General features: G+C 59.8%; 17 protein-coding genes, 1 tRNA gene and 1 pseudogene. 8 read left to right on the forward strand and 11 right to left on the reverse strand.

Annotated features, from left to right (window positions below; all coding sequences use genetic code 11):
• Positions 1–18: 18 nt before the first annotated feature.
• Positions 19–795, reverse strand: a complete 777-nt coding sequence (locus tag K5X80_RS07255; RefSeq protein WP_222560175.1) for an SDR family NAD(P)-dependent oxidoreductase — start codon at positions 793–795, stop codon at positions 19–21.
• A gap of 47 nt (positions 796–842) precedes the next feature.
• Positions 843–3,014, reverse strand: coding sequence for a TonB-dependent receptor (locus tag K5X80_RS07260; protein WP_222560176.1), 2,172 nt, complete (start codon positions 3,012–3,014; stop codon positions 843–845).
• Positions 3,015–3,159: 145 nt separating this feature from the next.
• On the opposite strand from K5X80_RS07260, the gene K5X80_RS07265 reads away from it, so the two are divergent.
• Positions 3,160–4,221: a helix-turn-helix transcriptional regulator gene (locus tag K5X80_RS07265; RefSeq protein ID WP_222560177.1), complete on the forward strand. Its 1,062-nt coding sequence runs from the start codon at positions 3,160–3,162 to the stop codon at positions 4,219–4,221.
• 351 nt (positions 4,222–4,572) lie between these two features.
• Here the strand turns inward: K5X80_RS07265 and K5X80_RS07270 are convergent, their stop codons facing one another.
• On the reverse strand, positions 4,573–6,675 hold the full coding sequence (locus K5X80_RS07270; protein ID WP_222560178.1) for a TonB-dependent siderophore receptor: 2,103 nt from the start codon (positions 6,673–6,675) through the stop codon (positions 4,573–4,575).
• Between the two features lie 180 nt (positions 6,676–6,855).
• Here K5X80_RS07270 and K5X80_RS07275 point away from each other — a divergent pair, with 180 nt between their 5' ends.
• Together K5X80_RS07275 and K5X80_RS07280 are read left to right on the forward strand one after the other, a co-directional pair.
• The gene (locus K5X80_RS07275) at positions 6,856–7,110 is read left to right on the forward strand and encodes a hypothetical protein (protein WP_222560179.1); all 255 of its coding nucleotides are present in this window, start codon (positions 6,856–6,858) and stop codon (positions 7,108–7,110) included.
• Positions 7,107–8,699: a PepSY-associated TM helix domain-containing protein gene (locus K5X80_RS07280; RefSeq protein ID WP_222560180.1), complete on the forward strand. Its 1,593-nt coding sequence runs from the start codon at positions 7,107–7,109 to the stop codon at positions 8,697–8,699. Before K5X80_RS07275 ends, K5X80_RS07280 begins: the two co-directional genes overlap by 4 nt.
• Before the next feature lie 537 nt (positions 8,700–9,236).
• Here K5X80_RS07280 and K5X80_RS07285 read toward each other — a convergent pair.
• Positions 9,237–10,157, reverse strand: a complete 921-nt coding sequence (locus K5X80_RS07285; RefSeq protein WP_222560181.1) for a helix-turn-helix domain-containing protein — start codon at positions 10,155–10,157, stop codon at positions 9,237–9,239.
• 282 nt (positions 10,158–10,439) lie between these two features.
• Between K5X80_RS07285 and K5X80_RS07290 the strand changes: the two genes are divergently transcribed.
• The 3 genes from K5X80_RS07290 to K5X80_RS07300 all read left to right on the forward strand — a co-directional run bounded on the left by K5X80_RS07290 (position 10,440) and on the right by K5X80_RS07300 (position 15,033).
• Positions 10,440–11,204, forward strand: coding sequence for an SDR family NAD(P)-dependent oxidoreductase (locus K5X80_RS07290; RefSeq protein ID WP_222560182.1), 765 nt, complete (start codon positions 10,440–10,442; stop codon positions 11,202–11,204).
• Positions 11,205–11,249: 45 nt separating this feature from the next.
• The gene (locus tag K5X80_RS07295) at positions 11,250–12,431 is read left to right on the forward strand and encodes an LLM class flavin-dependent oxidoreductase (RefSeq protein ID WP_222560183.1); all 1,182 of its coding nucleotides are present in this window, start codon (positions 11,250–11,252) and stop codon (positions 12,429–12,431) included.
• 61 nt (positions 12,432–12,492) lie between these two features.
• The gene (locus tag K5X80_RS07300; RefSeq protein WP_222560184.1) at positions 12,493–15,033 is read left to right on the forward strand and encodes a TonB-dependent receptor; all 2,541 of its coding nucleotides are present in this window, start codon (positions 12,493–12,495) and stop codon (positions 15,031–15,033) included.
• A 294-nt stretch (positions 15,034–15,327) separates the two neighbouring features.
• Here K5X80_RS07300 and K5X80_RS17280 read toward each other — a convergent pair.
• The 6 genes and pseudogenes from K5X80_RS17280 to infA all read right to left on the reverse strand — a co-directional run.
• Positions 15,328–15,692, reverse strand: a pseudogene (locus tag K5X80_RS17280) (tyrosine-type recombinase/integrase); the annotation flags it as partial.
• 257 nt (positions 15,693–15,949) lie between these two features.
• Positions 15,950–16,025 (reverse strand) — tRNA-Phe (locus K5X80_RS07305).
• Between the two features lie 85 nt (positions 16,026–16,110).
• Positions 16,111–16,287 (reverse strand): DNA gyrase inhibitor YacG, encoded by a 177-nt coding sequence (locus K5X80_RS07310; protein ID WP_222560185.1) that lies wholly within the window; start codon positions 16,285–16,287, stop codon positions 16,111–16,113.
• Entirely contained in the window at positions 16,284–17,258 is a 975-nt protein-coding gene (locus K5X80_RS07315; RefSeq protein WP_222560186.1) for a hypothetical protein, read from the reverse strand. The genes K5X80_RS07310 and K5X80_RS07315 overlap by 4 nt, the downstream gene beginning before the upstream one ends.
• Positions 17,251–17,826 carry a Maf family protein gene (locus K5X80_RS07320; protein ID WP_283249244.1) on the reverse strand — a complete coding sequence of 192 codons (576 nt, stop codon included), beginning with the start codon at positions 17,824–17,826 and terminating at the stop codon, positions 17,251–17,253. Before K5X80_RS07320 ends, K5X80_RS07315 begins: the two co-directional genes overlap by 8 nt.
• Positions 17,827–17,840: 14 nt before the next feature.
• On the reverse strand, positions 17,841–18,086 hold the full coding sequence (gene infA / locus K5X80_RS07325) for a translation initiation factor IF-1 (protein ID WP_021689091.1): 246 nt from the start codon (positions 18,084–18,086) through the stop codon (positions 17,841–17,843).
• Between the two features lie 237 nt (positions 18,087–18,323).
• Here infA and K5X80_RS07330 point away from each other — a divergent pair, with 237 nt between their 5' ends.
• Positions 18,324–20,933, forward strand: a complete 2,610-nt coding sequence (locus K5X80_RS07330) for a TonB-dependent receptor plug domain-containing protein (RefSeq protein ID WP_222560187.1) — start codon at positions 18,324–18,326, stop codon at positions 20,931–20,933.
• Positions 20,934–20,983: 50 nt separating this feature from the next.
• Here K5X80_RS07330 and K5X80_RS07335 read toward each other — a convergent pair whose 3' ends face one another.
• Positions 20,984–21,367 (reverse strand): nuclear transport factor 2 family protein, encoded by a 384-nt coding sequence (locus tag K5X80_RS07335; protein ID WP_222560188.1) that lies wholly within the window; start codon positions 21,365–21,367, stop codon positions 20,984–20,986.
• Between the two features lie 230 nt (positions 21,368–21,597).
• On the opposite strand from K5X80_RS07335, the gene uvrC reads away from it, so the two are divergent.
• The gene (gene uvrC, locus K5X80_RS07340; RefSeq protein ID WP_222560189.1) at positions 21,598–23,553 is read left to right on the forward strand and encodes an excinuclease ABC subunit UvrC; all 1,956 of its coding nucleotides are present in this window, start codon (positions 21,598–21,600) and stop codon (positions 23,551–23,553) included.
• The last annotated feature ends 16 nt before the right edge of the window (positions 23,554–23,569 follow it).

Raw genomic sequence — 23,569 nt, forward strand, 5'->3', positions numbered from 1 at the left:
TCTCCGACGACCAGAATGTTAGATGCGTTGAGAAGAGATGTTTCCACCATCTACAACCAGCTGTGCAGCAGTGATGTAGCTCGCCTCGGCAGAAAGAAGAAAACGGACGACGCGGCCAATTTCGTGAGGTTGACCAAGCCGTTCGAGCAATATTCGTTTTTCGAAGGAGTTCGCGGGAAGTCTATCAACCGCCGGCTTGGTCATGGGAGTCATGATCAAACCAGGGGAGAGCGAATTGATCCGGATGCCGTCGCGGGCCAATCGGTCTGCCAGTGAACGAACCAGGGAAACCATCCCGCCTTTCGCGGCAGTATAAACGGGATTCATGTGGTTCCCGAGAGTGGCGTTGATTGAAGCAATGGCCACCACTGCGGAATCGGGCTGCGCCTTTAAATCCGGTAAGATTGCTTGCACCAGGAATGCCAAAGAGCGCAGATGGATTGCCATGCCCTCGTCCCAGGATTGTAGCGTAAGCCCATCGAGCGAAGCTGTATCGACAATGCCCGCCGCGTGGACCAGGCCACCTATATTGGGCAAGCTATTGCGTGTTTGCTCGACTCCCTCGATGATCCCATCCGCGCGCCGCAAATCGATTTCGATGGCAGTCGTGGGAACATTGTATCGGGAAGCGATGGATGTTGCGGCTTCTTGGGCGCGACCCCCGTCGATATCCCAGATTGCGACCGGGCGGCCGACCGCCGCGAGGCATTCCGCGGACGCCAGCCCAATACCAGAAGCACCACCCGTGATGATGACGCCCGTACTCGGGGTGTCGAGGCAGACATTCGGATTCACGATACTTACTCCGTTCACATTTGCTCTGCTTCGGAAACTATTGAAATTCAGAACTCAAAGGACAGTTCGACGCCGTATGTCCGAGGTTCGCCATAGATCGCAGCCGGAACAAACCCCTGATAATGGGCTATATAATACTTTTTGCCCGTGAGATTTTTGCCGAACGCCGAAAGCTTCCATTTACCAAAGCCGATGGGAATGTCGGACAGGCTTAGGCGTGCATTAAGCAATCCATAGTCGCCAATGATGTAGCGTGGATCGCCGGTGGCCGTGTATTTCTTGCTTTGATAATAATAGTCCACATAGAGCGAAGGCGTGCCTGCTCCAGTTTCAGGAAAGATATATTCCAGATTGCTGGAAATGGTGTGCTTTGGCGCTTCGACGTAGGTATAGCGGCTGGTGATGTCGTTGCCGGCCAGGTCGACGATCTTGCGATACTTTGCATCCAGATAGGCGTAGCTCAACCCCAAGGTCAAAGCGTGCACCGGACGCAAAGTAATATCGGCTTCGATCCCCTTGATACGCGCCTTGCCCGCATTGAAGACATCGGTCAGCCCAGGGTTGAGCGGATCGACCTGAACGTTGGTCTGAATATCCCTGTAGTCGAGTTGATAGGCCGCAAGATTCAAGCGCAGGCGCCGGTCAAACAGCTCCGACTTGAGGCCGATTTCGTAGGAATTTAGCGTTTCCGGGTCATATCCAGCATTGAAGCGATCGATCGTAGAGGCCCGAATGTTGTATCCCCCCGTTTTATAGCCACGGGCATACTTTGCGTAGATGTTGATATTTTTCGATGCTTCATAACCGATGACGAAGCTGGGGCTCACATTGGTGAAATTGCGATCTCCTTCGCCTCGTGGCCCCACCACGATCGGCCCATTGCTCGGCACCCGGTTCTGTTGCAGCGTCGCACGGCGTTCATCACGCGACCAGCGCAGACCTCCGGTCAAATAAAGACCTTCGAGCGCGGCAGGACGGAGTGTGGCCTGAGCATACAGCGCATAGGCATTGTTCTTGATCGTGATTGCCCGGTCTGTGCGGGGTTGGGTGAGAATGCTAGTCTGATCAAAGCTATGGGCACTTTCGCGAAAGTAATAGGCGCCCAGCACATATTCGAGCCGCCCATCCATCAAATTCCCTATAGCCTGGACTTCTTGGGTGAATTGTTTCTGATTCTGATCGAAGCGGCTCAATGTGACAGGGAAAGGCCCGAGGACTCCCGTAAAGCTGTTCTGGTTCGAGAAATTGTGCAGTTTGCGATAGCCGGTGATCGACTTCAGCGTCAGATCATCTCCAAGTTCCCAACTCAATGTGAGGTTGTGCCCTTGGGCCGTAACATCATTAGGGAGGAGATCGTTGACGAAAACCGAACCCGATTTGGGGCGATCCGCCACACTAGGATAAAATGGAACGTTCAGAACGAACGAAGGCGTATCGTTAATATCCGAACGGTCATACGCGTAGCGCACATCGAGCGTATCCGTCGGTTGCCAATGAACGGCGGCCCTGTAGGCGTCGCGCCGCTGATCTCCCCAGCGTTTCACTCCCGTTCCGGCATTTTTCACGAAGCCATTTTTTTGAGCATGAAGATAACCCAGCTCGATGGCGAGCTTATCGCCAATGGGCACATTGAGGCGTGTACGCGAACGGAACTGGTTGTAATTGCCCAGCGTGAAGGTTTGGGCACCGCCGAACTCACCTAGCTCCGGCGCCTTGGTGATATAGTTGATCGCGCCGCCGGTGGCATTTCGCCCGTAAAGCGAACCCTGCGGTCCGCGCAGCACTTCGATCCGCTCGATATTTGCCAGATCGCTTGCGAGCCCTTGGCTGCGCGCGACGTAGACACCATCAAGATAGACTGCGACAGACGGGTCGGCCGTGAGCTGATCGTCGTTATTGCCCACACCGCGAATGAAAACACGAGCGGTCACCGAACTGTTGGGGTGAGGTGTGACCTGAAGACTGGGCACAGCAGAGCGGAGATCAGTGATGTCATTGATACCCTTGTTCTCCAGGGCCCGGCTGGAAAGCGCGGCAATGGAGATCGGCGTATCCTGGAGGCTTTCCTCGCGTTTCTGCGCCGTAACAATGATTTCATCTACACCCTGATTCTGCTCCGCCGTCGCCGTAACCGCGGAGGACTGTGCGAGAGCATTGCTCGATATCGTGGATGCAAGCGTGACGAAGGCGCACGCCATCGCCGAGCGAAAGTAAGCCATCTTCCCTCTCCTGGAACCAAATGCCTTGGTGATGTCCGCCGATGTTCGATTTCGCGGCTCAATTTGTGCTGGCAATCTTGCGCTTGGAACGGCCTAACGTAAATGACAGAATAGACCAAAGATAACGACGAAATGGACCATCGATATGGCCAAGCATCTCAGTCAACCCGCCCGCCCGCTGCCTTCCGCAGAGGTGGCTCGCGCCTTGCTGCTCAAGGTTGCCGAAGCTGGAGAAGATGCGAGCGCTATACTGCGGAATGCAGGGTTGCCGGGCCTGTGTGCCCGCTGGCGTAGAATGAATGCACGCACCCGGCTGACGCAGGAGCAGTTCATCTCGATCTACCGGGAATGCGTCGTCATCCTGGACCGTTATGCGAGGATCGATACGGGGTTAAAGCCGCTTGAGCGCATAGAATATGAAATGCTTTGCCATTGTCTCATCACGTGCGACACACTGGCTGAGGTGATCGAGCGTGCGGCTTCTTTCTCCGCCATGATACAGCACCGGGCAGGTGAGATAGCGCTCGAGATATTGGGCGATCGAGCCGAGTTCAAAATGGGCTCATTCAGAGTAAAGCACGATGTCAGTGCTTTCCTTTCAGACATCACGGGGCTTTACGCTTACCATCGCCTGTTCGGCTGGCTGATCGGAGAGGACATTGAGCCGCTCACGATCGAGATGGTCTATCGGAAATTCATGGAGGATGATCCAGTTGCGCACTTGGTCCCCCACCAGATATTCTATGATTGTCCAGGAAATGCGCTGATCTTTCCAGCACGCTATCTGGGATATCGCGTCATTCGATCTCCATCGGAGCTACGGGAGCTTTTGAAGAACTTTCCGTTCGACCTGACCGCAATGCAATCGCGTCAAACCCAGATGTCGGAACGTGTCAGAGGTCTTTTCAGCGCGGCCCTTGCGCAACGCAAGACGCCCCCCACGACCGCAGAACTGGCCGACCAATTCAGCATCAGTCCGACCACACTAAAACGTCGTTTGGCGGATGAAGGGACTTCCATAAAGATGATCAAGGAGCGCTGCCGTCACGAGATCGCGCTGATGCTGCTTTCGGAGGAGCACCTTTCACTCAACGAGGTTGCTGCCCGGGTCGGATTGAGTGATACCACCGCATTTAGCCGCGCATTTCGGCAATGGCAGGGGCAATCTCCCACCGAATATCGTCGCTCAACGGGACGCGTGTTATAGGCCGGTCTCGATACGCCGATATAGCCGACATTCAGCAGTTCAGATTGGTCCGATACCGGCCTTTCATTCATCATGATGCCCGAGCGACTAAAGTAGCGCAAGGGGCAGGAGCGGATTAGCTCACGTCCGTTGCGCCAACCACGTTGGAGAGGTGTGTTGAATGGCTCGGCAATAGATTCCCGCGTTCCATGGCATGCGCACGAACTGTTTCAGGGACTGGATGCGCTCGTGTTGGAGCAATATGTCTCCAGCTACAAGATCGATCGTCGCGAAAAAGCCGGAAGGGCAAGCCCAAAAGAGCCTGATCATAACCTGCAGAGCAACCTGCATTGAGATCCTCATGTGCCTGAATCAGAAACGCAGACCCACGGTCCCCATTACGTTGCGCGGCGCAGCCATAAAACAATCGCCCCGTGCAAGGCAGGAAGCAAAATTTCTGTTGTTCAGTAAGTTGGTCGCATTGAGAGCGAAGCGCCATTTGTCCCAAGTGATTTCTGCAAGGGCATCGATGGTGGTGCGGGACGGGGTGATGACCGAATAGAGTTCACCGCTAGGAATGGCGGGATTGAGCCCGTAGGGATCGAGGGGACCAGTCGACTTGCTGTTGCTGTTATAAACCACGCCTGCACCAAGACGCAAACGTGCACGTTCCGTCAGATCAAAGCTCTTGGTCGACCAGATCGATGCGGTGTGGCGCGGCATATAGTCCAGGCTCGTGTCCACCTCCGAGCGGAGCTTGCTGTAACCATAGTTGAGCAGCAGTTCGAAATTTTCGGGCAGGGTATAGCTCGCCTCAAATTCGATGCCCTTGGTTTTCAACTTGCCGGACTGGCTCGTTGCGCCATTCGACAGATAGAGGACGCGGTTCTGCTCTTTGATCTTGAAGGCTGTGACCGTAACCAGCGCACGACGGGTCGGCTGCCACTTGAAGCCGACCTCGTACTGAGTGCCGCTCTGGGGCTTATAAGGATTGCCAAAGGTGCCGTCCCCGTTGTCGATGGATCCGGCAATCGGGAGAAAGCTCTCAGTATAGCTGAAGAAGGGCGAGAAACCTGCACCGATCTCGCCGATGATGCCGGCCCGAAACGTGGTGGCATTGTCAGTGTTTCCCGAGGAGTGCTTCACATGATCGCGGCGGCCGCCCACAACAACCGAGACGCGGTCGAAGAAGCGGATTTGATCCTGCACGTAGACGCCCAACTGTTTCTGACTTTCGGAGCTGAAGGGGCCGCTGGGGTCGTAAGTGAGCAGCGCATCGTAATCGATATCATAGATGTCGACGATTTCTGAACCACCAGCGTATCGCTTGCGAACCTTGTTCCAACTGTAGTCGATGCCGATGAGCATCGTGTGCTCAATGTGGTCGCCAGTATGGAACTTGAACTGCAGGTTGTTGTCGGTCGAGAAGACATTCATCCGTGCATCGCTGGCATCGGCAGAAAGGCCGATAGTCCGACCATCCGCACCGTAAACTGCGAAAGGATCGGTCGGGTTGGTGTAACTGTCTGCGTAATGGGTGAAATATTCAAGGTCGCTATCGATGTAGCGGGCCTTGAGGCTGAGCCAGACGTTGTCCGAGAAGTTGTGGGTGATCGAGGCACCGCCCTGAAGCGAGCGGCCGTTATAACGATCCCATCCTGCTTTCCCGACGAAGGTGTAGCGATCAAGCTTTCCATCGGGGTTGGACGGGTTCGGATGGAACGTGCCTACGATCGGCAAAAACTGCGAAGTCGATCCAGTATCGTCCTCTTGATAGAGGCCGGTCAGCACGATGTCGGTATCGGGTGTGGGCTGCCAGCGCAGCGATGGAGCGAACATCACGCGATCGTCGGGAACATGATCGACATAAGTGTCAGCTTTGCGGACGCGGCCAACTGCGCGAATGGCCAAAGTATCGCTAAGCGCAATATTGACGTCGCCCAGCGCTTCCTTGCGGTCATAGCTGCCATAGACGAGGGAAAGTTCCCCTCCTGTTCTGAACTCCGGGGTCTTGGAGACGAGATTGACCAAGCCGCCAATTGAGCCTTGGCCAAAGAGCACAGACGCAGGCCCGCGCACGATCTCCACGCGGGAGAAATTGTAGGGGTCCGCCGTGATGCTGGCATAATAGGAAAATATGTCGCGCATGCCATCGCGGAACTGGAGCGCATCGAGGCCGCGGACATTGAAGCCATCTACACGGGTATCGCGGCCATAGGGGTTGGCCAGGACGCCAGCGGCATACTTAACCGTATCGCTGATGCTGATCGCGCCTTGTGCGGTGAATTGGTCCGAGGTGATGATCGTGATTGGTTGGGGCAACTCGATAAGCGGCGTCTGGGTTTTTGTACCGGCGTTCGCGGCGGTTACGACGATTTCATCACGGGGTGCTTGTGCATCCGTGCTGTCATCGGCCCATGCCGGCTGAGTGACCAACACGCCGGCGAACCCGGCCATCACCATCATTTTGTTCATCACGCACCCTTGTTGAGTCTCCAGCAGGGCTGTGGTCTTATATAATTGCGATAGATTATCAATAGCAATTCCCTTGTTAATATTGCTTCGCTGTATTATTCGGTGCCAATGCATCGAAGGGCTACCACCACCTCGTCTCGTTCCTGGCGCTCATGGGCGCGGATTGTTCTTGCCGGGCCCGTGGCGATCATCGTGGCGCTCACGCTTTTGGCCGGGATGCCACTCTGGCTACCGGGCGGTGCGGCGGGCATTGATAATCTGGTGTTCCCACTTGTTTTCGCGCCACTCATCTGGGCCGCGCTGTTCTTCCATGCTTGTCTGGACCCCCGCGTCGGGCGCGTGGCGCTGGTGGCCGCCGTGCTGTTCCTTATGCACGGCGGCTTGGTTGTATCGCGTTTCATGGGCGAAGCGCAGGTGGTGGAGCAGATCCCATGATCCATCTCAAAAAAGATGAGACCAAGACAATGGTCGCGGTGCACGGCTGGTCCGGCATTCTCCTTGGCCTGTTGCTCTATGCGGTGGTCCTGACGGGTACGGCTGCCGTCTTTGCCCATGAAATTGGCGCTTGGTCAGCAGGCCATGTCGCGACCCGTTCCGCCTTCGACAAGCCGATCGATGCCAGCGTTCGCCAACTCTCCGCCATGACGCCTCCGCAGTTTCGCGAGGCGGTCAACCTGTTCGAGATTGGCGATCATGGCCTTGGGGTTTTCTTTCATCGCCATGAACTTGATGCGAAGGGGATGCCGGTCGAGCGCGGTATCTATTATCAACTCGACAATGCTGGGCGCATTGATCGCATCGCGCGTGGGACGACCGAGGAAGTCTTTGGTCCGCGTAACGATGATGCGCTTAGCAGTTTCCTGGTCGATACCCATGTCCATCTGCATGTCCCTGATCCCTGGGGGCTTCTGCTGACCGGGATATTGGGCCTCGCCATGCTGGTTGCGGCGATCTCTGGTCTGCTGATCCATCGGCACCTGTTCAAAGATATCTTCACCTTGCGTCGCCGAGCCAATCCAGTTCTGGTCGATCGGGACAAGCACAGTGTGGCCGGCACCTGGAGCCTGCCCTTCGCTTTCATTCTCGCCTTTACCGGCAGTTTTTTCTCTTTTTTCGGAACCATCGGGGTACCCGTGGTGGCGATGGCGGCGTTCAGCGGTGACGTTGAAGCACTAAGCGAAACGGTATTTGGCAATCGTGAGAAGCCCGATCCGCGGCCCCACATTATCGGTAATCTCGACCTTGTTACATCGGATGCTACACGCCGTATGGGGGAAATTCCTACCTTCATTGCAATCGAGAACTTCGGTCGCGCCGATGCGGAGATCACGACCTTTCACAATCCCAGAACCGGCGAGATCAAACCGGTTACTTTGCTCTACGATGGCGTAACTGCGGCCTTTAAACGGACGAAGCCGACCGTTGGCACACGCGAATCGGCGGGCGGGACGCTGGCCGGAATCATGGGACCGCTTCATTTTGGAAACTTCGCCGGGGTGTTGTCGAAGGCGATCTGGTTCGGCCTTGGCTTCGCCATGTGCTATGTGACGTTCACGGGAATGCGGCTATGGGTGGTTCGCCGAAAGGACGATGCACGCTCACTAGCATGGCTCGAACGTACCTTGACCGTCGTCGGCTTTGGTTTGCCATTCGGCCTCGTAATCTCCGCAGCAGCCTTCCTGATTACAATGCCGCTTGGTTCTGCCGTATACTGGACGACCGCCGCATTCCTGATTGCATCTATCACCGCGATTCTAGCCGGTATTTTTGCTCCTTCGAACGAGCTACTGACGCAGATGCTGAAGGGCGCAACGGGTGTGGTAATGTTCACTTTGCCGTTTCTTCGCCTTGCCGTCGCAGGCGGTCCGGATTGGTATCGAGCTCTTGCTGTCGGGCAACCGGCTATTGTCGCACTCGACATTGCTTTTGTTGTGGCCGGGCTCTGGCTGCTCCGTGGATGCTGGATAGCAACCCGGACTCCACGTCGATCCGGGTCCTTCACCAGTGCGGCGATAGAAGCATGACCACATTTTATCTTACCTTGGGCGCCCTTGCTGTTTCAGCGCTCGCAATCCTGGCTTTATGTATTGGCGATCCAAAACGCCGACGCGCCATGGGCCATAGGGACGGTGGCATGAGCTCCGGTCAGCGGTGGGGTCTTGTGGCGACCGCATGCCTACCAAGCTTCACATGCATGGTACTTGGCGATGCAGCCGCCTTTCTGATGTGGCTTGGTGGGTGTGTGTTGGTCGGCTGGGCTTTAGCAGTGGGGCTTCGCCCCAGCACCGTCAAAAAATAAGCCTCTGGGCAAAATTATTCGGGCAACGAACTTCTTCGCCGACAAAGCGGCCATTCGCCAACTCAAAACCGCTTCCTGAAAGCAGCCGTTGGTTCATCTTGTCGCGAAGGGCCTTGATGGGACCGCTTTTGAAAGGCAATCACGCTAGCTGGAGGTCCGGAAGGTTGGGGGAAACAGATATCCCACGTCATTTTCCAAATATCAACGAACTTACTAGAGGTTCGAAACCTTCTTGCTTCCCTTCCGTCAGACAGCTTCACCGCTATCCATCGAACTTTTCGAGTAGTGGTAGCTTAGAGATGAATACTGCGGGTTTGATCGCGGTTGATTGTGATGGGCTCACTCCAGCTAGACGACGGAACGCGACCGAAAAGCTGCTCGGGCTGGAGAAGCCCACGGCGTAGGCGATTTGTTTGATGCTCAACTCGTCCTGCGCTATCAGGTCTATCGCCTTCCGCATCCGCATGGTTTCGATATATTTGTGCGGTGTGAGCCCTGTGGTTCGCTTGAAAACTGCGTAGAAATATCCTTCGCTGTATCCTAGGGCATCGGCCAGTTGTTTAATCGACAGGCGCTGGTCGAGCGCGCGTTCAACAAGGCTGCGGATGTGTAGCAGGTCGTCTTTGCTCAACATGCCGCCGTGGCGTAAACTGTCGGCCTTGGGGATGCCGTGGAAATATCTGGCAAGTTCGACCAGAATGACCTCTGAAAGCGAACTGACGATAACGTCCGAAGCGAAGCTGGGCGCGCGGATCTCGTTATAAATTCGGCGCAATATGTCTCTGATGGTGCTGCTGGACAAATCCCGGCAGGCTTGCAGGTGCCGTTGAGTCCAGTCGCCGCCAATTCGGGTGACGCTATCGAAGTGATCGGGAGCAAAGCGACAGGCGATACCTGATGCCACCCCACGTCCTGCTATAGAGGTGCCCCAGGGAATCTGCGCTGGAACATAGGACAGGGCATCGCAAGGGGCATGGGTCGGCCCGGCGGACCCAACGTATCGCCAACTGGATTGCAGCGAGCCGACGTTGCTCATTTCAGCACCGATAGTGTGTTCATCGTTTATGCCGTTGTCTTGCACCACTTGCTGTATGGGTTTGCGGGCGTCCATGATGTCAATGGTAACATGCGGAAAAGCGTAGGTCGCCGACACCCATCTGACTTGTCGGATTACTGCCGCCATTCGCTGATCCTCCCTCGTATTCCTTTCTGCCGCCTTGTTGTCCGGGGCACATCGCAGATCGCGATAATCGTCGGCAGTTTAAAAGAAACGGCGCGCATGTTGAATAGCTAACGCTGTCGATCTGGGCCTCAGCGCAGGAATATGAGAAAATCGAAAGCAAAAGCAGCCCGATCTGAGAATCCCTAATGTCAATCTGCACGACGGACATGGTGATGCTGCCTATGCGTCTCCTCTCGCCAACGCTGGCTGTGCGTTGGGTGTGAAAGGACAGGGAGATTCAATATGGCGCAACAAGAGCGGGTCGCGCTGATCACGGGCGGAGTGGGGGACATCGGGCAGGCGATTGCCCGGCGCCTGCGCGTGCAGGGGTTGCGTATCGTACTACTTGATCTCGTGCCCCAAATGGATGGGCGTGCCGTCGCGGCCGCGCTAGGTGAAGGCATAACCTACCGCCAATGCGACGTCACCGACCGTGCGCAAGTCGAAGCGGCTTTTGCTGAAGAAGAGCAGATTTACGTCGCGATCGCCAATGCCGGGGTCGTGCTCGGCGATCAATTCCTCAGCGTAAGTGAGGAAAGCTGGCACACGACAATGGAGGTCAACCTCACCGGGACGTTCCATATCGCGCAAGTTGCGGCAAAGCGCATGGTCCAGCAAAGCCGCGACGTGAATGGTGTTCGCGGCAAGGTGCTCTTCACGGGATCGTGGACGCAAAATCGTCCTTGTCCGCGTTCAGCGATTTACGGGGCGAGCAAGGCCGGGGTTCAGATGCTGGCACAATGCATGGCGCAGGAACTCGCTGACGAAGGTGTCTTGGTCAACGTGGTTGCACCGGGTGCCGTCGATGGCGGGATCACCCGGCGAACCTATGCCCAGAACGCCGGGTTTCGTGAGCAAATGGCCGGCATGGTGCCGCTAAAGACATTGCAGCCGGTCGACAGTGTGGCCGGGGCCTTCGCTTATCTTTGCTCTTCCGATGCCGACCACATGACGGGTTCGACGATGGTCGTCGATGGCGGGCTGAGCCTGCTTAGCTGCCAGGTCTGATTGTTGGCCCGACTTTTGCGGGCGGCTAGTTTTCGGGAATTTTCCATGAGCCATTTTCGGCCGGACTGTATGAAGTTCGGTGCCTTTATCGCGCCCTATCACGGGATTGCGGACAATGTGACGCTGACGATCGAGCGTGACATGGAACTGGTTGAGCTGATGGAGCGGCTCGACTTTGATGAAGCCTGGATCGGCGAACATCATTCAGCAGGTTTCGAACCCATTGCGTCGCCCGAAGTCTTTATCGCCGCCGTTGCGGAGCGGACCCGGCGGATCAGGCTGGGCACCGGGGTCAGTTCGCTGACCTATCACCACCCGCTGATTTTGGCGGACCGAATCGTGCAGCTTGATCACCAGACACGGGGGCGAATTATGTTGGGGGCTGGTCCGGGACAACTGCCCTCCGACGCCGCCATGCTTGGTATCGATCCCGCACGTCAGCGTGACATGATGGGGGCGGCACTCGAAGCGATTGTTGATCTTCTCGATGGTAAGGTCGTCACGCGTGATGAGGGGTGGTTCACCTTGCGCGATGCTCGCTTGCAAGTGCTGCCCTATCAGCAGCCACGGATGGAAGTGGCGGTGGCCTGTGCGGTTACACCGAATGGCCCGGTTACCGCTGGCCGAATGGGGGCGGCCATGCTTTCTGTGGCAGCCTCAAGCGGTGCGGGATTCGCTACACTCCCCGATCACTGGCGCATCTGCGAAAAGGTTGCGCAGGAAAGTGGCCGTGCCGTGCACCGCAACAACTGGCGGATCGTGGCCCCGATCCACATTGCCGAAACGCGCGAACAGGCGATGGCGGATGTCGCCGCCGGAATCATGCCCAACGTGCTAGACTATCTCCGAAAACTGGGTGTGCAGATGCCCTGTCTGGAGGGAATCGAAAGCGCGGAAGACGCTGTTCGGTCATGGTGCGGCAACACCTGGGGCACATTTGGCCGTCTGACCTGCGGAACGCCGGACGACGTTGTGGAATGCATCGAAGGCATGCTCGATCAATCGGGCGGCTTCGGGACGTTCCTGCTGCTGGCGCACAATGCGGCCAATTGGGACGCTACCTGCAAAAGCTACGAGCTGTTCGCACGGTACGTGATGCCAAGGTTCCAAAACCGCGATCGCCGCGCGGAATCGCTCGCCTGGGTCTCAACCCACAGCGTGGACCTGATCGGGTCCGTCGCGGCAGCAACCCGCAACGCGCTCGATCAGCACAAAAACCGTCTGTGATCCGACACTGGCCCCGCAGAAACGGACAACCGATCAACATAATATAATTAAAGGTGGGAAGATGAAGACCGCGAAAATTGCGCTTTTGAGTGGAGTGGCTCTGCTCTCTTTTGGGTCCGCTGCACAAGCACAGGATGCATCGGAAGTCAGTGAAGCCGGAATTGCCGACATTGTCGTGACAGCGCAGAAGCGCGGCGAAAATCTTCAGCGAATGCCGGTGGCCATTTCGGCGTTCACATCCGAACAGCTCGACTTGCAAGGCATCTCCGAAACCAAGGACTTGTCAGCCATTGCGCCCAACGTCGCGGTACTCGGCGGGACGACCAACGCCACCGCATCGGTGGTGACAATCCGGGGCATCCCGACGTCTTCGGATGAATCGATGGGTTACGATTCTCCTATCGGGATCTATGTCGATGGCGTCTATCTGGCACGCAGCGCGGCGTCTTCATTCGAAGTGGCGGATATCGAGCGGGTGGAAGTTCTAAGAGGCCCACAGGGAACCTTGTTCGGGCGCAACACCACCGGCGGTGCAGTCAACTTCGTGACCAAACGGCCGACTGAAGACTTCAACCTGTCATTGCGTGCCGGAATCGGCAATTTCGACCAGCGCGTGCTGCGCGGCGTTATCAACACCGGGACGATCGCCGGGATTGCTCGGTCCTCGTTGTCCTATCTCTACAAATCGCGGGACGGGGTGGTCGACAATCTCTTGCAGCCCGACCGGCTCGACCCTGGCGCAGCGTCCACGCACAGCCTGCGCTGGGCGCTGTCGATCGATTTGGCGGACAATGTGACGTTGGCCAACGCGTTCGATTGGGCCCGGATCAAAAGCGTGTCGGCCTTTCAGCAACTGGTCGGCGTGGGCAATGGCAACGTCAGCGATTTCCCTGCCACTATGACGATCGGCGGCAACGTCTTCCCCAAGGTGCAGCCCGCCAATGTTCTTGGTTATCTGCAAAGTGCGACATCAGGCGAAGCGGAATGCGGATCGCCGCTGTCACAGATGTCCAGGACTTGGCGTAGCCGTGTTTGCAACAATTCCAGCAGACCATCGGTCGACAAGGTCTGGGGGAACATGACTCGCCTGGAGGCAAATCTGGATACTGTGACTCTGCGATCGACCACAGCCATCCGCTGGTGGCGAAACACCCTTTTGTCGAACGATCTTGATGGATTGGGTACAGTGCGCGGGCCCGCCTTCACGCAAGATAGTCTGCTCAACGGCATGCCGATCGCGGTGCTGAACCAGATCTCCGGTTTGACCCCGGAGGCACGCGCCGCCTTGGCAGCCGCAGCGGTTCCGACGACCACGCAGGATCTGTTTGAAATCACCGACAAGCGGCGACATCATCAGTTCAGCCAGGAACTGGAAGTGGTCTCGCGCTCGGGCGGGGCATTCGAATGGGTTCTCGGCGGCTTCTTCTTCAAGGAAAAGGGTCGCGAATATAACCCCCAGCATTACGCCTATGTCCTTGATACCGACGCGATCTTCTCAGAAGCCAGTTTCGGGGCGCTTGCACCGGAGTTGCGTGCGGGCAATCCAGCGCGCTTCCGCGCGATGGCGGTTCCTTCGGCATTAGGTTACACCGCCAGCACGCGATCCTATGCGATCTACGGACAGGGAACGTGGCGCCCAGGTGGGCCCGGCGGCCGTATTGGCGTAACCCTCGGGCTGCGTCATTCCTGGGATTCCAAGACGTTGGCGGTGTTCCAAAACGGCATTGCACCGTTTGAGCCAGAAGACCTAGCGCGCAATCGCGGGACGAAGAAGTTCCGCGCGTTAACCGGCAACCTGTCTATCGATTTTCGCGCGACGGACGACATCAATCTCTATGCCCGAGTTGCACGTGGCTATCGGTCGGGTGGGTTCGATGCTCGCCAGGACACGTCGCAGCTCGCTTTAGCGCCGTTCAATTCGGAAAAAATCTGGTCGTACGAAGTGGGTGCGAAGGCCAAGTTGGGCAACCGCGTGCGGATCAATTCTGCGTTCTTTTACAACATCTATAGCGATCAATTCGTGACCGTTCCGGTGCCAGTGGGTGAAGGCCAAAGCTTTGGCAGCATTGTCGTCAACGCGGGCAAGACGCGGTACTATGGCTTTGAAGTGGACGGCAAGGCGCTAATCGCCGATGGTTTCGAACTCGATGGGGCGTTCGGATACGTAAAGGCCGACCCGGTGACATATCTGGCTGGTGATATCGCGCATCAGCCGCACAATGTCGCCTCGGTAATTAAACTGAACTATGCGCCGAAAGTGACGGCGAGTGCCGGGGCAAGCTATCGCTATGATCTTGGAGGCAGCCAACTCTTGTTCCGATTGGGATACGCTTATACCTCATCGTTCTATATGTTCGGGAACCCGCTGACAGCGCCGTTTTCACAAGCCACTAAAGGTGATGCGCGAGGGCTGCTTGATGGGCAAATTCGCTTGGATCGGATCAATCTTGGCGGTGGCGAGCTGAGCGTCACACTCTGGGCGAAAAACCTAACGAACAGGCACTATGCCAGCCGCGCGGTGGATTTTGGCCAGCTTGGCTTCTCGACGGTTAGCTTTGGTGATCCCCGTACGTTTGGTTTGACCCTCGACGGCAAGTTCTAAGTGGGGACGGCCGAACAAAGGTCATTCATATCGATCGAGGCCTAAGGGGCAGGGCTCGGACATGTACTTCTGGGCCCTGACGTATTTCATGGTAGGGCGTCGTCAACGCGAACGAATCTGATTGGCTGAGCAGCAACTAAGATATGTCAACGGCAGCTTCGTTGGCGTGTCCGGAATCGCAGCCTTCTTTGTAGATCCGGATATAGCAACCCTCGCAATAAGGTGACAGGGAGGGAAGCCGTCGAAGATTGCGTTCAGTCGGCTTCCCAAACAAGCTGAAAAGCTGACGTGCACTCAAATTTCGATTCTTTCAGACAAGGTCAACGCATCATCGACGTCAACACCCAAATAGCGCACTGTATTTCAATATTGGTATGACCTAGCAATACTGCACGGCGCGCAGGTTTCCCGTTGACTTGTATTAGCGATGCCTTCGTTCAGCGCAGTGAATGGGTCCATACTCTCGCTGGTCGAGGCCGACGGTTGAAACACATTCATCAACCAATCGAGCATATGCGGTGTGCTCAGGTGTCCGAGGTATTCTACACGGCTTGGGAAGAGGGAGTCGCGGACGTTGCCGCGACGTCGCTAACCACGCTGAGGCTGTTTCCAGCTTCCGTCATTATCTCGAACTGCACAGGTCGGCCGGTCTTCTGTCGGTATCTGCCTACCCCTGCTCAAACGCAGCGAACTCGAAAGCGGTGCGTGTGTGATCGGGATTGCCTCGCTCTGTAAACCCCATCGCGCGACTTCATGACGCGTATCGGGAGAATTTCCGCATAGTCCCCTACGAATTCGCACTTGAGCTGTAAGTGGATGGCCAAGGATGAGGCAGGCTCACCTGGCTTGGATAAAGCTAGGATTCTGCCGTTTTCCAAGCTTCTCTAGAAGCCTCTGGATGTCATCGGAAAGGGAATGGTGCCCAAGGGCGGAATCGAACCACCGACACTGCGATTTTCAGTCGCATGCTCTACCAACTGAGCTACTTGGGCATTGCTTCGAACGGGTTCCGAAAGGAACCGTTGAGCGGTTGGAGGCGCGCCTATGGCGTGGCGCGGCGCGCTTGGCAAGGGGGAATTATCGTTCTTTGTCGAGTTCGTCCGGAGAAGCGGGTGGACCGGGCAGGGCGTAGCCGTCGTTGAACCATTGCGCGAGGTCGCGATCACGGCAGCGCGAGGAGCAGAACGGGGTGAATTGCTCCACCCGCGGGCGTTTGCAGATGGGGCAGCGCTTCTGTTTGAGCTGGTCGGTCATAAGGCGACGGCCTGCGCGAATCCGGCTTCGAGCGCAAGCGCGGGATCGTTGGCCAGGCGAATTTCGCGCCCGGTGCGCCGGGCCAGTTCCGCGATCCGGGAATCGGTGAGGTGGGCCCGCAGCGCCGGATGGCCGGTGAGCAGGATCGCGCCGGGATCGGCGATTCCTTCCGCCCGGCGCAGCAGCAGGCGCGCGGCGGCGGCGGCGCGGTGGCGCTGGAGCCGATGGAGCAGCGAGGGACGTTCCAGACGGGCGACGATCTGCACGAAGCCGAAGCCGTTCATCGCCGTGCGTTCGTGCGCCCATCCGGTCAGCGCATCCTCCAGCGCGGCATCGACCGCCCGCCGGTCCGCCTTGTCGGGCAGGGTGGGGAAATCGATGCCGAGCGAACCGCCAAGATCGAATCGCCGGATCGCCCCGGCAATCGCGGGGATCGCGGCCAGACACAGCGCCCGCGCGGGCAGGGCGCCGTCGATATCGACCAGCGTCATCGCGGGTGTGGGGGAAAGGTGCAGCATGCCGCCGTCGAACGCGATTTCGCCGCTGAACGCTTCGGCGGCCAGGTCGTCCCAGCCGGATACGGGGAAGCGGTGCACGCGCCGCACGCTGTGTCCTTTGGCTTCCAGCGCGGCGAGGAGATCGGGTGCGGGGCGGAGCGATTTGTCGGCCGGGCGGGCATGGGCGAGCTTGGTGCGGCCGGTTTCGGCAATGGCGGCGCGGATCACTTCCAGCCGCAGCGTGGCGCCTTCGCTCGCGCTTTTGGGCAGGCGGTCGACCAGGGCTTCCTCGCCGCTGGCGAAACGGGCGGTGCCGCGCGTACTGCCCCCCGCGCGGGCGATCAGCCGCGCATTTTCCACCTGTCCGGCGGTCAGACTGCCGGGCCAGTGGAGCCGGGCGGCCACGATGGTGTCACCGGCGAGGCGGATCGCGCGTTGTTCGGCGATCCCATCCTCGATCAGCCACTCAGCCAAGGGAAAACCCGGCGGATTTGAGCAGTGCGCGCGTTTCGAACAGCGGCAGGCCGACGACGCCCGAATGGCTGCCCTGTATCCAGGCGATCAGCCCTTCGGCGGAGCCCTGGATGGCATAGCCGCCTGCCTTGCCGTGCCATTCGCCCCCGGCGATATAGGCGTCGATCTCGGCATCCGAGAGGCGCTTGAAGCGCACTTGCGTTTCGCTCAACCGTTCGCGCACCGTGCCATCGGGCGCGCGCAGGGCGATGGCGGAAAGTACGCGGTGGCGGCGGCCCGACAGCAGCGTGAGGCACTGGCGCGCGGTCGCTTCGTCTTCCGCCTTGGGCAGGATGCGCCGCCTGCAGGCAACCACGGTATCGCCCGCGAGGACGAAAGCATCCGCATCCGCCGCGGCGAGGGCTTTCTCGCGCGCCATGCGCTGGGCATAGACGCGGGGCAATTCGCCCTTGTGCGGGGTTTCGTCGATATCGGCGCCGCCCACGCGGACAGGTTCCACGCCAAGCCGCGAGATCAGTTCGCGCCGCCGGGGGCTGGCCGATGCAAGGATGAGCTGCGGCGCGCCCATCAGGCGCAGCCCGCCTATTGCGGGCCCGGGCCGCCCCGGCCGGGCATGAAGCGGTAGGTGATGCGGCCCTTGGTCAGGTCGTAAGGCGTCAGTTCGACGAGCACTTCGTCGCCCACCAGCACACGGATGCGGTTCTTGCGCATTTTTCCCGCCGTGTGACCGAGGATTTCATGGCCGTTTTCGAGCTCGACCCGGAACATCGCGTTCGGCAGCAATTCCACCACCTTGCCGCGCATTTCGAGGAGTTCTTCTTTCGCCATGTATGCCCAGATTCCGTTTCGCTAGGGTTGCCTTGGTCGCGGCCCATAACGGCGCAACCGGCAAAAAGCAAAGAAAAGCGATCAGCAATTGTCGCAAGGTATGAAGCAATCGCGACATTTTGATACTTTTTATGCACTTGCGCGGGTTGCGACGGCCAGCCTATTGCACGGCGCAGGGCAGGGGAAATTCACGGCCGGCGGCCCAAAAGCCGGGCTTGCATTGTTGAGGATTGTCTCTTGCGCTTCTTGTCTCTGCCGCTTCTGGCGCTCATCCCCGTCGCCCCCGCCTTCGCTCAGACCACGGGCGCCGAAACCGGCGCGGAGGCCGAGGATACGGATGAAATCGTCGTCATCGCTGATCGCTATCCGGGCGAAGTCAATGCGCCGCAGCCGCCGATTCTGGAACTGGACGAGGAAGAAATCGCCTCCTATGGCGCGGGTTCGCTCACCGAACTGATCGAGGCGCTTTCGCCGCAGGTATCCTCCGGCCGTGGGCGGGGCGACGGGCGGCCGGTGATGCTGATCAACGGCCAGCGCGTGTCGAGCTTCCGCGAAATGCGCAATTTCCCGCCCGAGGCGATCCGCAAGGTCGAAGTCCTGCCCGAGGAAGTGGCGCTGCGGTACGGCTATTCCGCCAACCAGCGGGTGGTGAACTTCATTCTCAAGCCTAATTTCAGCAGCCGCACGGTGGCGGGCGAATACAGCGCGCCCACACGCGGCGGCACCGCCGACAGCGAATTGCAGGCCTCGCTGCTCAATATCAGCGGGCCGCGCCGGCTGAACCTGTCGGTCGAACTGAAAGACACCTCGCTGCTGACCGAAGCGGAACGCCCGCTGATCCAGCCCGCCGGCAACATTCCGACCGTGGCGGGCGATCCCGATCCGGCCCGTTATCGTTCGCTGGTGGCCGATAGCCGCGATATGACCGTGGAAGGCACCTGGTCGACCGGCCTCGGCAAGGAAGGCAGTGGCGGCCAGCTTAGCCTCAACGGCAGTTTCAACCGCGCGGATTCGCGTTCGCTCGCCGGGCTCAACATGGTCATGCTGACCGATCCCGACGATGCAACCGCGCTGCGCAGCCTGCCCGGCGCACTGACCCGCACCACCCGCACCGACACGTTCCAGGCGGGCGGCACGTATAACCGGGCGCTCGACGGCTGGCAGCTTACCGCCACGGTCGATGGCACCCATGCCGAAACCACCACCCGGATCGACCGCCGGGCGGACACCGGCTGGCTGGTGGACGATGCCGCCGGCGGGCTGCTGGACATCACCGGGCCGCTGCCCTCGATTGCTTTCACCGGACGGGATGAGGCGAAAGCGACCAGCAATTCGCTGTCGAACAAGATCACCATGTCGGGCAGCCCGCTGCTGCTGCCGGCGGGCGAGATGGCGATGACAGCCTCGGTCGGGTTCGATTATACCGGCCTCGATAGCCGTGACACGCGCCTGAGCGAACGGACCAGGCTGAACCGCAAGGATGTGAGCGCGGGGCTCAATCTCCTCATCCCTCTTACCAGCAGACGCGAAGGCGTGCTCGACGCCATCGGCGATCTTTCGCTCAATCTCAGCGGCGGGATCAACCGCCTGTCGGACTTCGGCACGCTGACCAACTGGAACGCGGGCCTCACCTGGGCGCCCACCGAGCGGCTGAGCTTCCAGGCGAGCTATATCGCGGAAGACGCGGCCCCCGGGTTGACCGATCTCGGCAATCCACTGGTGCAGACGTTCAACGTCCCGGTTTACGATTTCACGCTGGGCCAGACCGCACTGGTCACGGTGACGACGGGCGGCAATCCCAATCTGAAAAAGGAAAGGCAGCGCGACATCAAGCTGTCGGCCAACTGGCAACTGCCGTTCCTCCAGCGGTCGAATTTCGTCGTCGAATATTTCCGCAACAGTTCCGACGATGTGACGTCGTCGTTCCCGGTGCTGACGCCGGCTATCGAAGCGGCGTTCCCCGATCGCGTGATCCGCGACGAGAGCGGCAGGCTGGTGGCGATCGACCGGCGCCCGGTGACGTATGACAAGATGAAAAGCAGCAGCCTGCGCTACGGCTTCAATCTGTCGGGCCAGTTGGGCAAGGCCGATCCTGCGGCGGCCGGGCGTGGCGGCCGGGGCGGCATGATGGGCGCCGCGATGATGGCGGGCGGCCCGCCGCCGGGCGATGGCCCGCGCGGGGGCGGCGATGACCGGCCCGGCGGCGGCCGGGGTGACGGTGCGGGCGGCGGAGAACGCCGTGCCGGTGCCGATGACCGCGGGCCGCGCGGTGGCGATGGCCCCGGCAGGGATGGCTCCGGCGGCGGCTTCGGCCGTGGGCCGGGCGGCGGCGGTGGCCCGATGATGGGCGGGCGCGGCGGCGGGCGTGGCCGCTGGAATCTGGCGATCTACCACACCGTCCGCTTTGACGAGACGGTGACGATTGCCCGGGGCGGCCCGGTGCTCGACCTGCTGGATGGCGATGCGCTGACCGATGGCGGCGTGGCCCGCCACGGCATCGAAGTGTCGGGCGGTGCGTTCTACAAGGGCTTCGGCCTGCGCCTGAAAGGCACGTACACCGCGCCGGTGCATGTCAGCGGCAGCGGTATGCAGGGCAGTTCGGATTTGCGTTTCGGCAGCACGTTCGTGGCCAATCTGCGCCTGTTTGCCGATCTCGGCCAGCAGCAGAGCCTGGTCGATGCCTCGCCCTTCTTCAAGGGGATGCGCGTTTCGCTCAAAGTCGACAATCTGTTCGATTCCCGCCAGAAAGTGACCGACAACAACGGCACGGTGCCACTGAGCTATCAGGCCGATTACCGCGATCCGCTGGGCCGCGTGATCGGGATCGATATCCGCAAGATGTTCTGACCGGGTTTCCCGCGCTGTCCCCGCCCCGGGGGGATGGCGCCGGCCCTGCGTCAGCCGTCTTGCGCCCCGGTGGGATTGGCCACGTCCACCGGGTAGGTGCCGTGGCCTTCGATCACCTTGCCGCCTGCGAAGCGCAGGACTTCGCTCACCCGCGTGCCTTTCTGGTTGGTATAGGCGATGACGAGGCAATCGACCCCGGCGAACACCCCCTCAACCGTGAAATGCAGATCGGGAATGCGCGCCAGGCCCGCCGTCCAGTAAGCGCGGATGGCGGCCTTGCCGCGCAGAACGCCGCCGGTTTCCGGCATGACCTGCGCGGCGAAGGGCGAAGTAAACGCCGCCTCCTCATGGAAATGGGCCAGCACCGCCTCTACATCATGGGCATTCCAGGCTGCGGCCCAGCGGGCGGCGAACTGTGCGGGATCGATGTCCATGGATGGCGGGCTCCTTGCAACCGGGCGCAGGATAGCGAGAGACGGCGTAAAGCAAATGCGATTTTCCTACCGGGCCGCGATTTGGCATAGGGGGGCCATGCGCCATGCCGACCGCCCTTTTCCTGCCGGTGTTTTTTGCCCCGTTTCCGCGCGTTTCCGGGGTGGGACATTGGCATCCCTGAACCGTGTCAACTGTGTCAACTTGCCCATCGCGAATCGGGAAATCCGGCATGGCTAAGACCCCGGCCGGAACCCCGCCGCACCCGCAAGGCGCGGACCGTTTCAACGAGGACCGCGCGACCGATACCATGCGTTCTTCGCGCCCCGATCTCGCGGCGGGGGTGGCCGCGATCCGCGAAACGCTGGCGACGCTGAAGCCCAAGCCGGGCGTCTATCGCATGTGCGATGCGCGCGGCGACGTGCTCTATGTCGGCAAGGCGCGCGCGCTGAAGAACCGGGTGGCGAATTATACGCAGGTCGACCGCCTGCCGCTGCGCCTGCAACGCATGGTGGCGCAGACGCGCGGCATGGAAATCGTCACCACCAATTCGGAAGCGGAGGCGCTGCTGCTCGAAGCGCAGCTGATCAAGCGGTTCCGCCCGCCCTACAACGTGCTGCTGCGAGACGACAAAAGCTTCCCGTTCATCCTGCTGCGCGCCGATCACGATTTCCCCCGCATCATGAAGCATCGCGGCGCGCGCAAGGCGAAAGGCAATTACTACGGCCCGTTCGCCAGCGCCGGCAGCGTCAACACCACGATCAACGCCTTGCAGAAGCTGTTCCTGCTGCGCAGTTGCACCGACAGCTTCTTTGCCCGCCGTGATCGGCCATGCCTGCTCTATCAGATCAAGCGTTGTTCGGCCCCCTGCGTGGGGCGGATCGATGCGCAGGGCTATGCCGAACTGGTGCGGCAAGCGAAGGATTTCCTCGGCGGGCGGTCGAACACGGTGCAGCAGGAAATCCAGCGGCAGATGCAGCAGGCCGCCGAAGCGCTCGATTTCGAAAGCGCGGCCATGCTGCGCGACCGGCTGCGCGCGGCGACGTTCATTCAGGGCAGCCAGGCGATCAATGCGCAGGGGCTGGGCGATGCCGATATCTTCGCCATGGCGGTGAAGGGCGGGCACGTCGCGATCCAGGCGTTCTTTATCCGCGGCGGGCAGAACTGGGGACACCGCGCGTTCTTCCCCGCGCATACCGAAGGGGTGGAGGATGCGGCGGTGCTGTCGGGCGTGCTGGCGCAGTTCTATGAAGAAGTGCCGCCGCCGCGCATGATTCTGGTGGACCGTGATTTGCCCGATGCGGCCCTGCTGGCCGAGGCGCTGCGCGAAGCGGCGGGGCACAAGGTGGAAATCGCCGTGCCGCAGCGGGGGGAGCGGCGCAAGCTGGTGGAGCAGGCCAGCCGCAACGCGGTGGAAGCGCTCGACCGGCGGCTGGCCGAACGCGGCACGCAGACGAAAATCCTGCGCGAAATGGCCGAATTCCTCGAACTGCCCGAAGTGCCCCGGCGGATCGAAATCTACGACAACAGCCATATCCAGGGTGCCAAGGCGGTGGGCGGCATGGTGGTGGCCGGGCCGGAAGGGTTCATCAAGAACCAGTATCGCAAGTTCAACATCCGCAGCGCGCAGACGAACGACGATTTCGGGATGATGCGCGAAGTGATGGAGCGGCGCTTTTCCCGCGCGCTGGAGGAAGACCCGGACCGCGCCAAGGAAGTCAACGGCGTGGGGGTGTGGCCCGATCTCGTGCTGATCGATGGCGGCAAAGGGCAGATGAGCGCGGTCAGGGATACGCTGGAGGAACTGGGGATCGAGGACGTGCCGCTGATCGCCATCGCCAAGGGGCCGCATCATGGCCGCGAAGGGCGTGAAGTGTTCCACTTTCCCGATGGGCGGGAAAAGATGCTGCCGGTCAATTCGCCGGTGCTGTTCTATCTCCAGCGCCTGCGCGATGAGGTGCACCGCTATGCCATCGGCGTCCACCGAGACAAGCGTAGCCGGGCGATCACCGCCAGCCCGCTGGACGAGATTCCCGGCATCGGCCCGGCGCGCAAGCGGGCGCTGCTGCTGCATTTCGGCACGGCAGGCAAAGTCCGCGCGGCATCGCTGGAAGATTTGCAACGCGCGCCGGGCGTGAGCGCGGCGGTGGCGCAGACAGTGTACGATTTCTACCACCCCGGCGGGTAGTGCGGGGCTGAGGCTT

The sequence above is a fragment of the Caenibius sp. WL genome (assembly GCF_019803445.1).
Lineage (GTDB): Bacteria > Pseudomonadota > Alphaproteobacteria > Sphingomonadales > Sphingomonadaceae > Caenibius.

Excerpts from the sequence above, each read along its gene's own strand:
- infA (WP_021689091.1), bottom strand. The coding sequence starts at position 18,086 with ATGGCGAAAGAAGAACTCCTCGAAATGCGCGGCAAGGTGGTGGAATTG.
- K5X80_RS07270 (WP_222560178.1), bottom strand. The coding sequence starts at position 6,675 with ATGAACAAAATGATGGTGATGGCCGGGTTCGCCGGCGTGTTGGTCACT.
- K5X80_RS07290 (WP_222560182.1), top strand. The coding sequence starts at position 10,440 with ATGGCGCAACAAGAGCGGGTCGCGCTGATCACGGGCGGAGTGGGGGAC.
- K5X80_RS07280 (WP_222560180.1), top strand. The coding sequence starts at position 7,107 with ATGATCCATCTCAAAAAAGATGAGACCAAGACAATGGTCGCGGTGCAC.
- K5X80_RS07310 (WP_222560185.1), bottom strand. The coding sequence starts at position 16,287 with ATGACCGACCAGCTCAAACAGAAGCGCTGCCCCATCTGCAAACGCCCG.
- K5X80_RS07335 (WP_222560188.1), bottom strand. The coding sequence starts at position 21,367 with ATGGACATCGATCCCGCACAGTTCGCCGCCCGCTGGGCCGCAGCCTGG.
- K5X80_RS07320 (WP_283249244.1), bottom strand. The coding sequence starts at position 17,826 with ATGGGCGCGCCGCAGCTCATCCTTGCATCGGCCAGCCCCCGGCGGCGC.
- uvrC (WP_222560189.1), top strand. The coding sequence starts at position 21,598 with ATGGCTAAGACCCCGGCCGGAACCCCGCCGCACCCGCAAGGCGCGGAC.
- K5X80_RS07260 (WP_222560176.1), bottom strand. The coding sequence starts at position 3,014 with ATGGCTTACTTTCGCTCGGCGATGGCGTGCGCCTTCGTCACGCTTGCA.
- K5X80_RS07285 (WP_222560181.1), bottom strand. The coding sequence starts at position 10,157 with ATGGCGGCAGTAATCCGACAAGTCAGATGGGTGTCGGCGACCTACGCT.
- K5X80_RS07265 (WP_222560177.1), top strand. The coding sequence starts at position 3,160 with ATGGCCAAGCATCTCAGTCAACCCGCCCGCCCGCTGCCTTCCGCAGAG.
- K5X80_RS07300 (WP_222560184.1), top strand. The coding sequence starts at position 12,493 with ATGAAGACCGCGAAAATTGCGCTTTTGAGTGGAGTGGCTCTGCTCTCT.
- K5X80_RS07295 (WP_222560183.1), top strand. The coding sequence starts at position 11,250 with ATGAGCCATTTTCGGCCGGACTGTATGAAGTTCGGTGCCTTTATCGCG.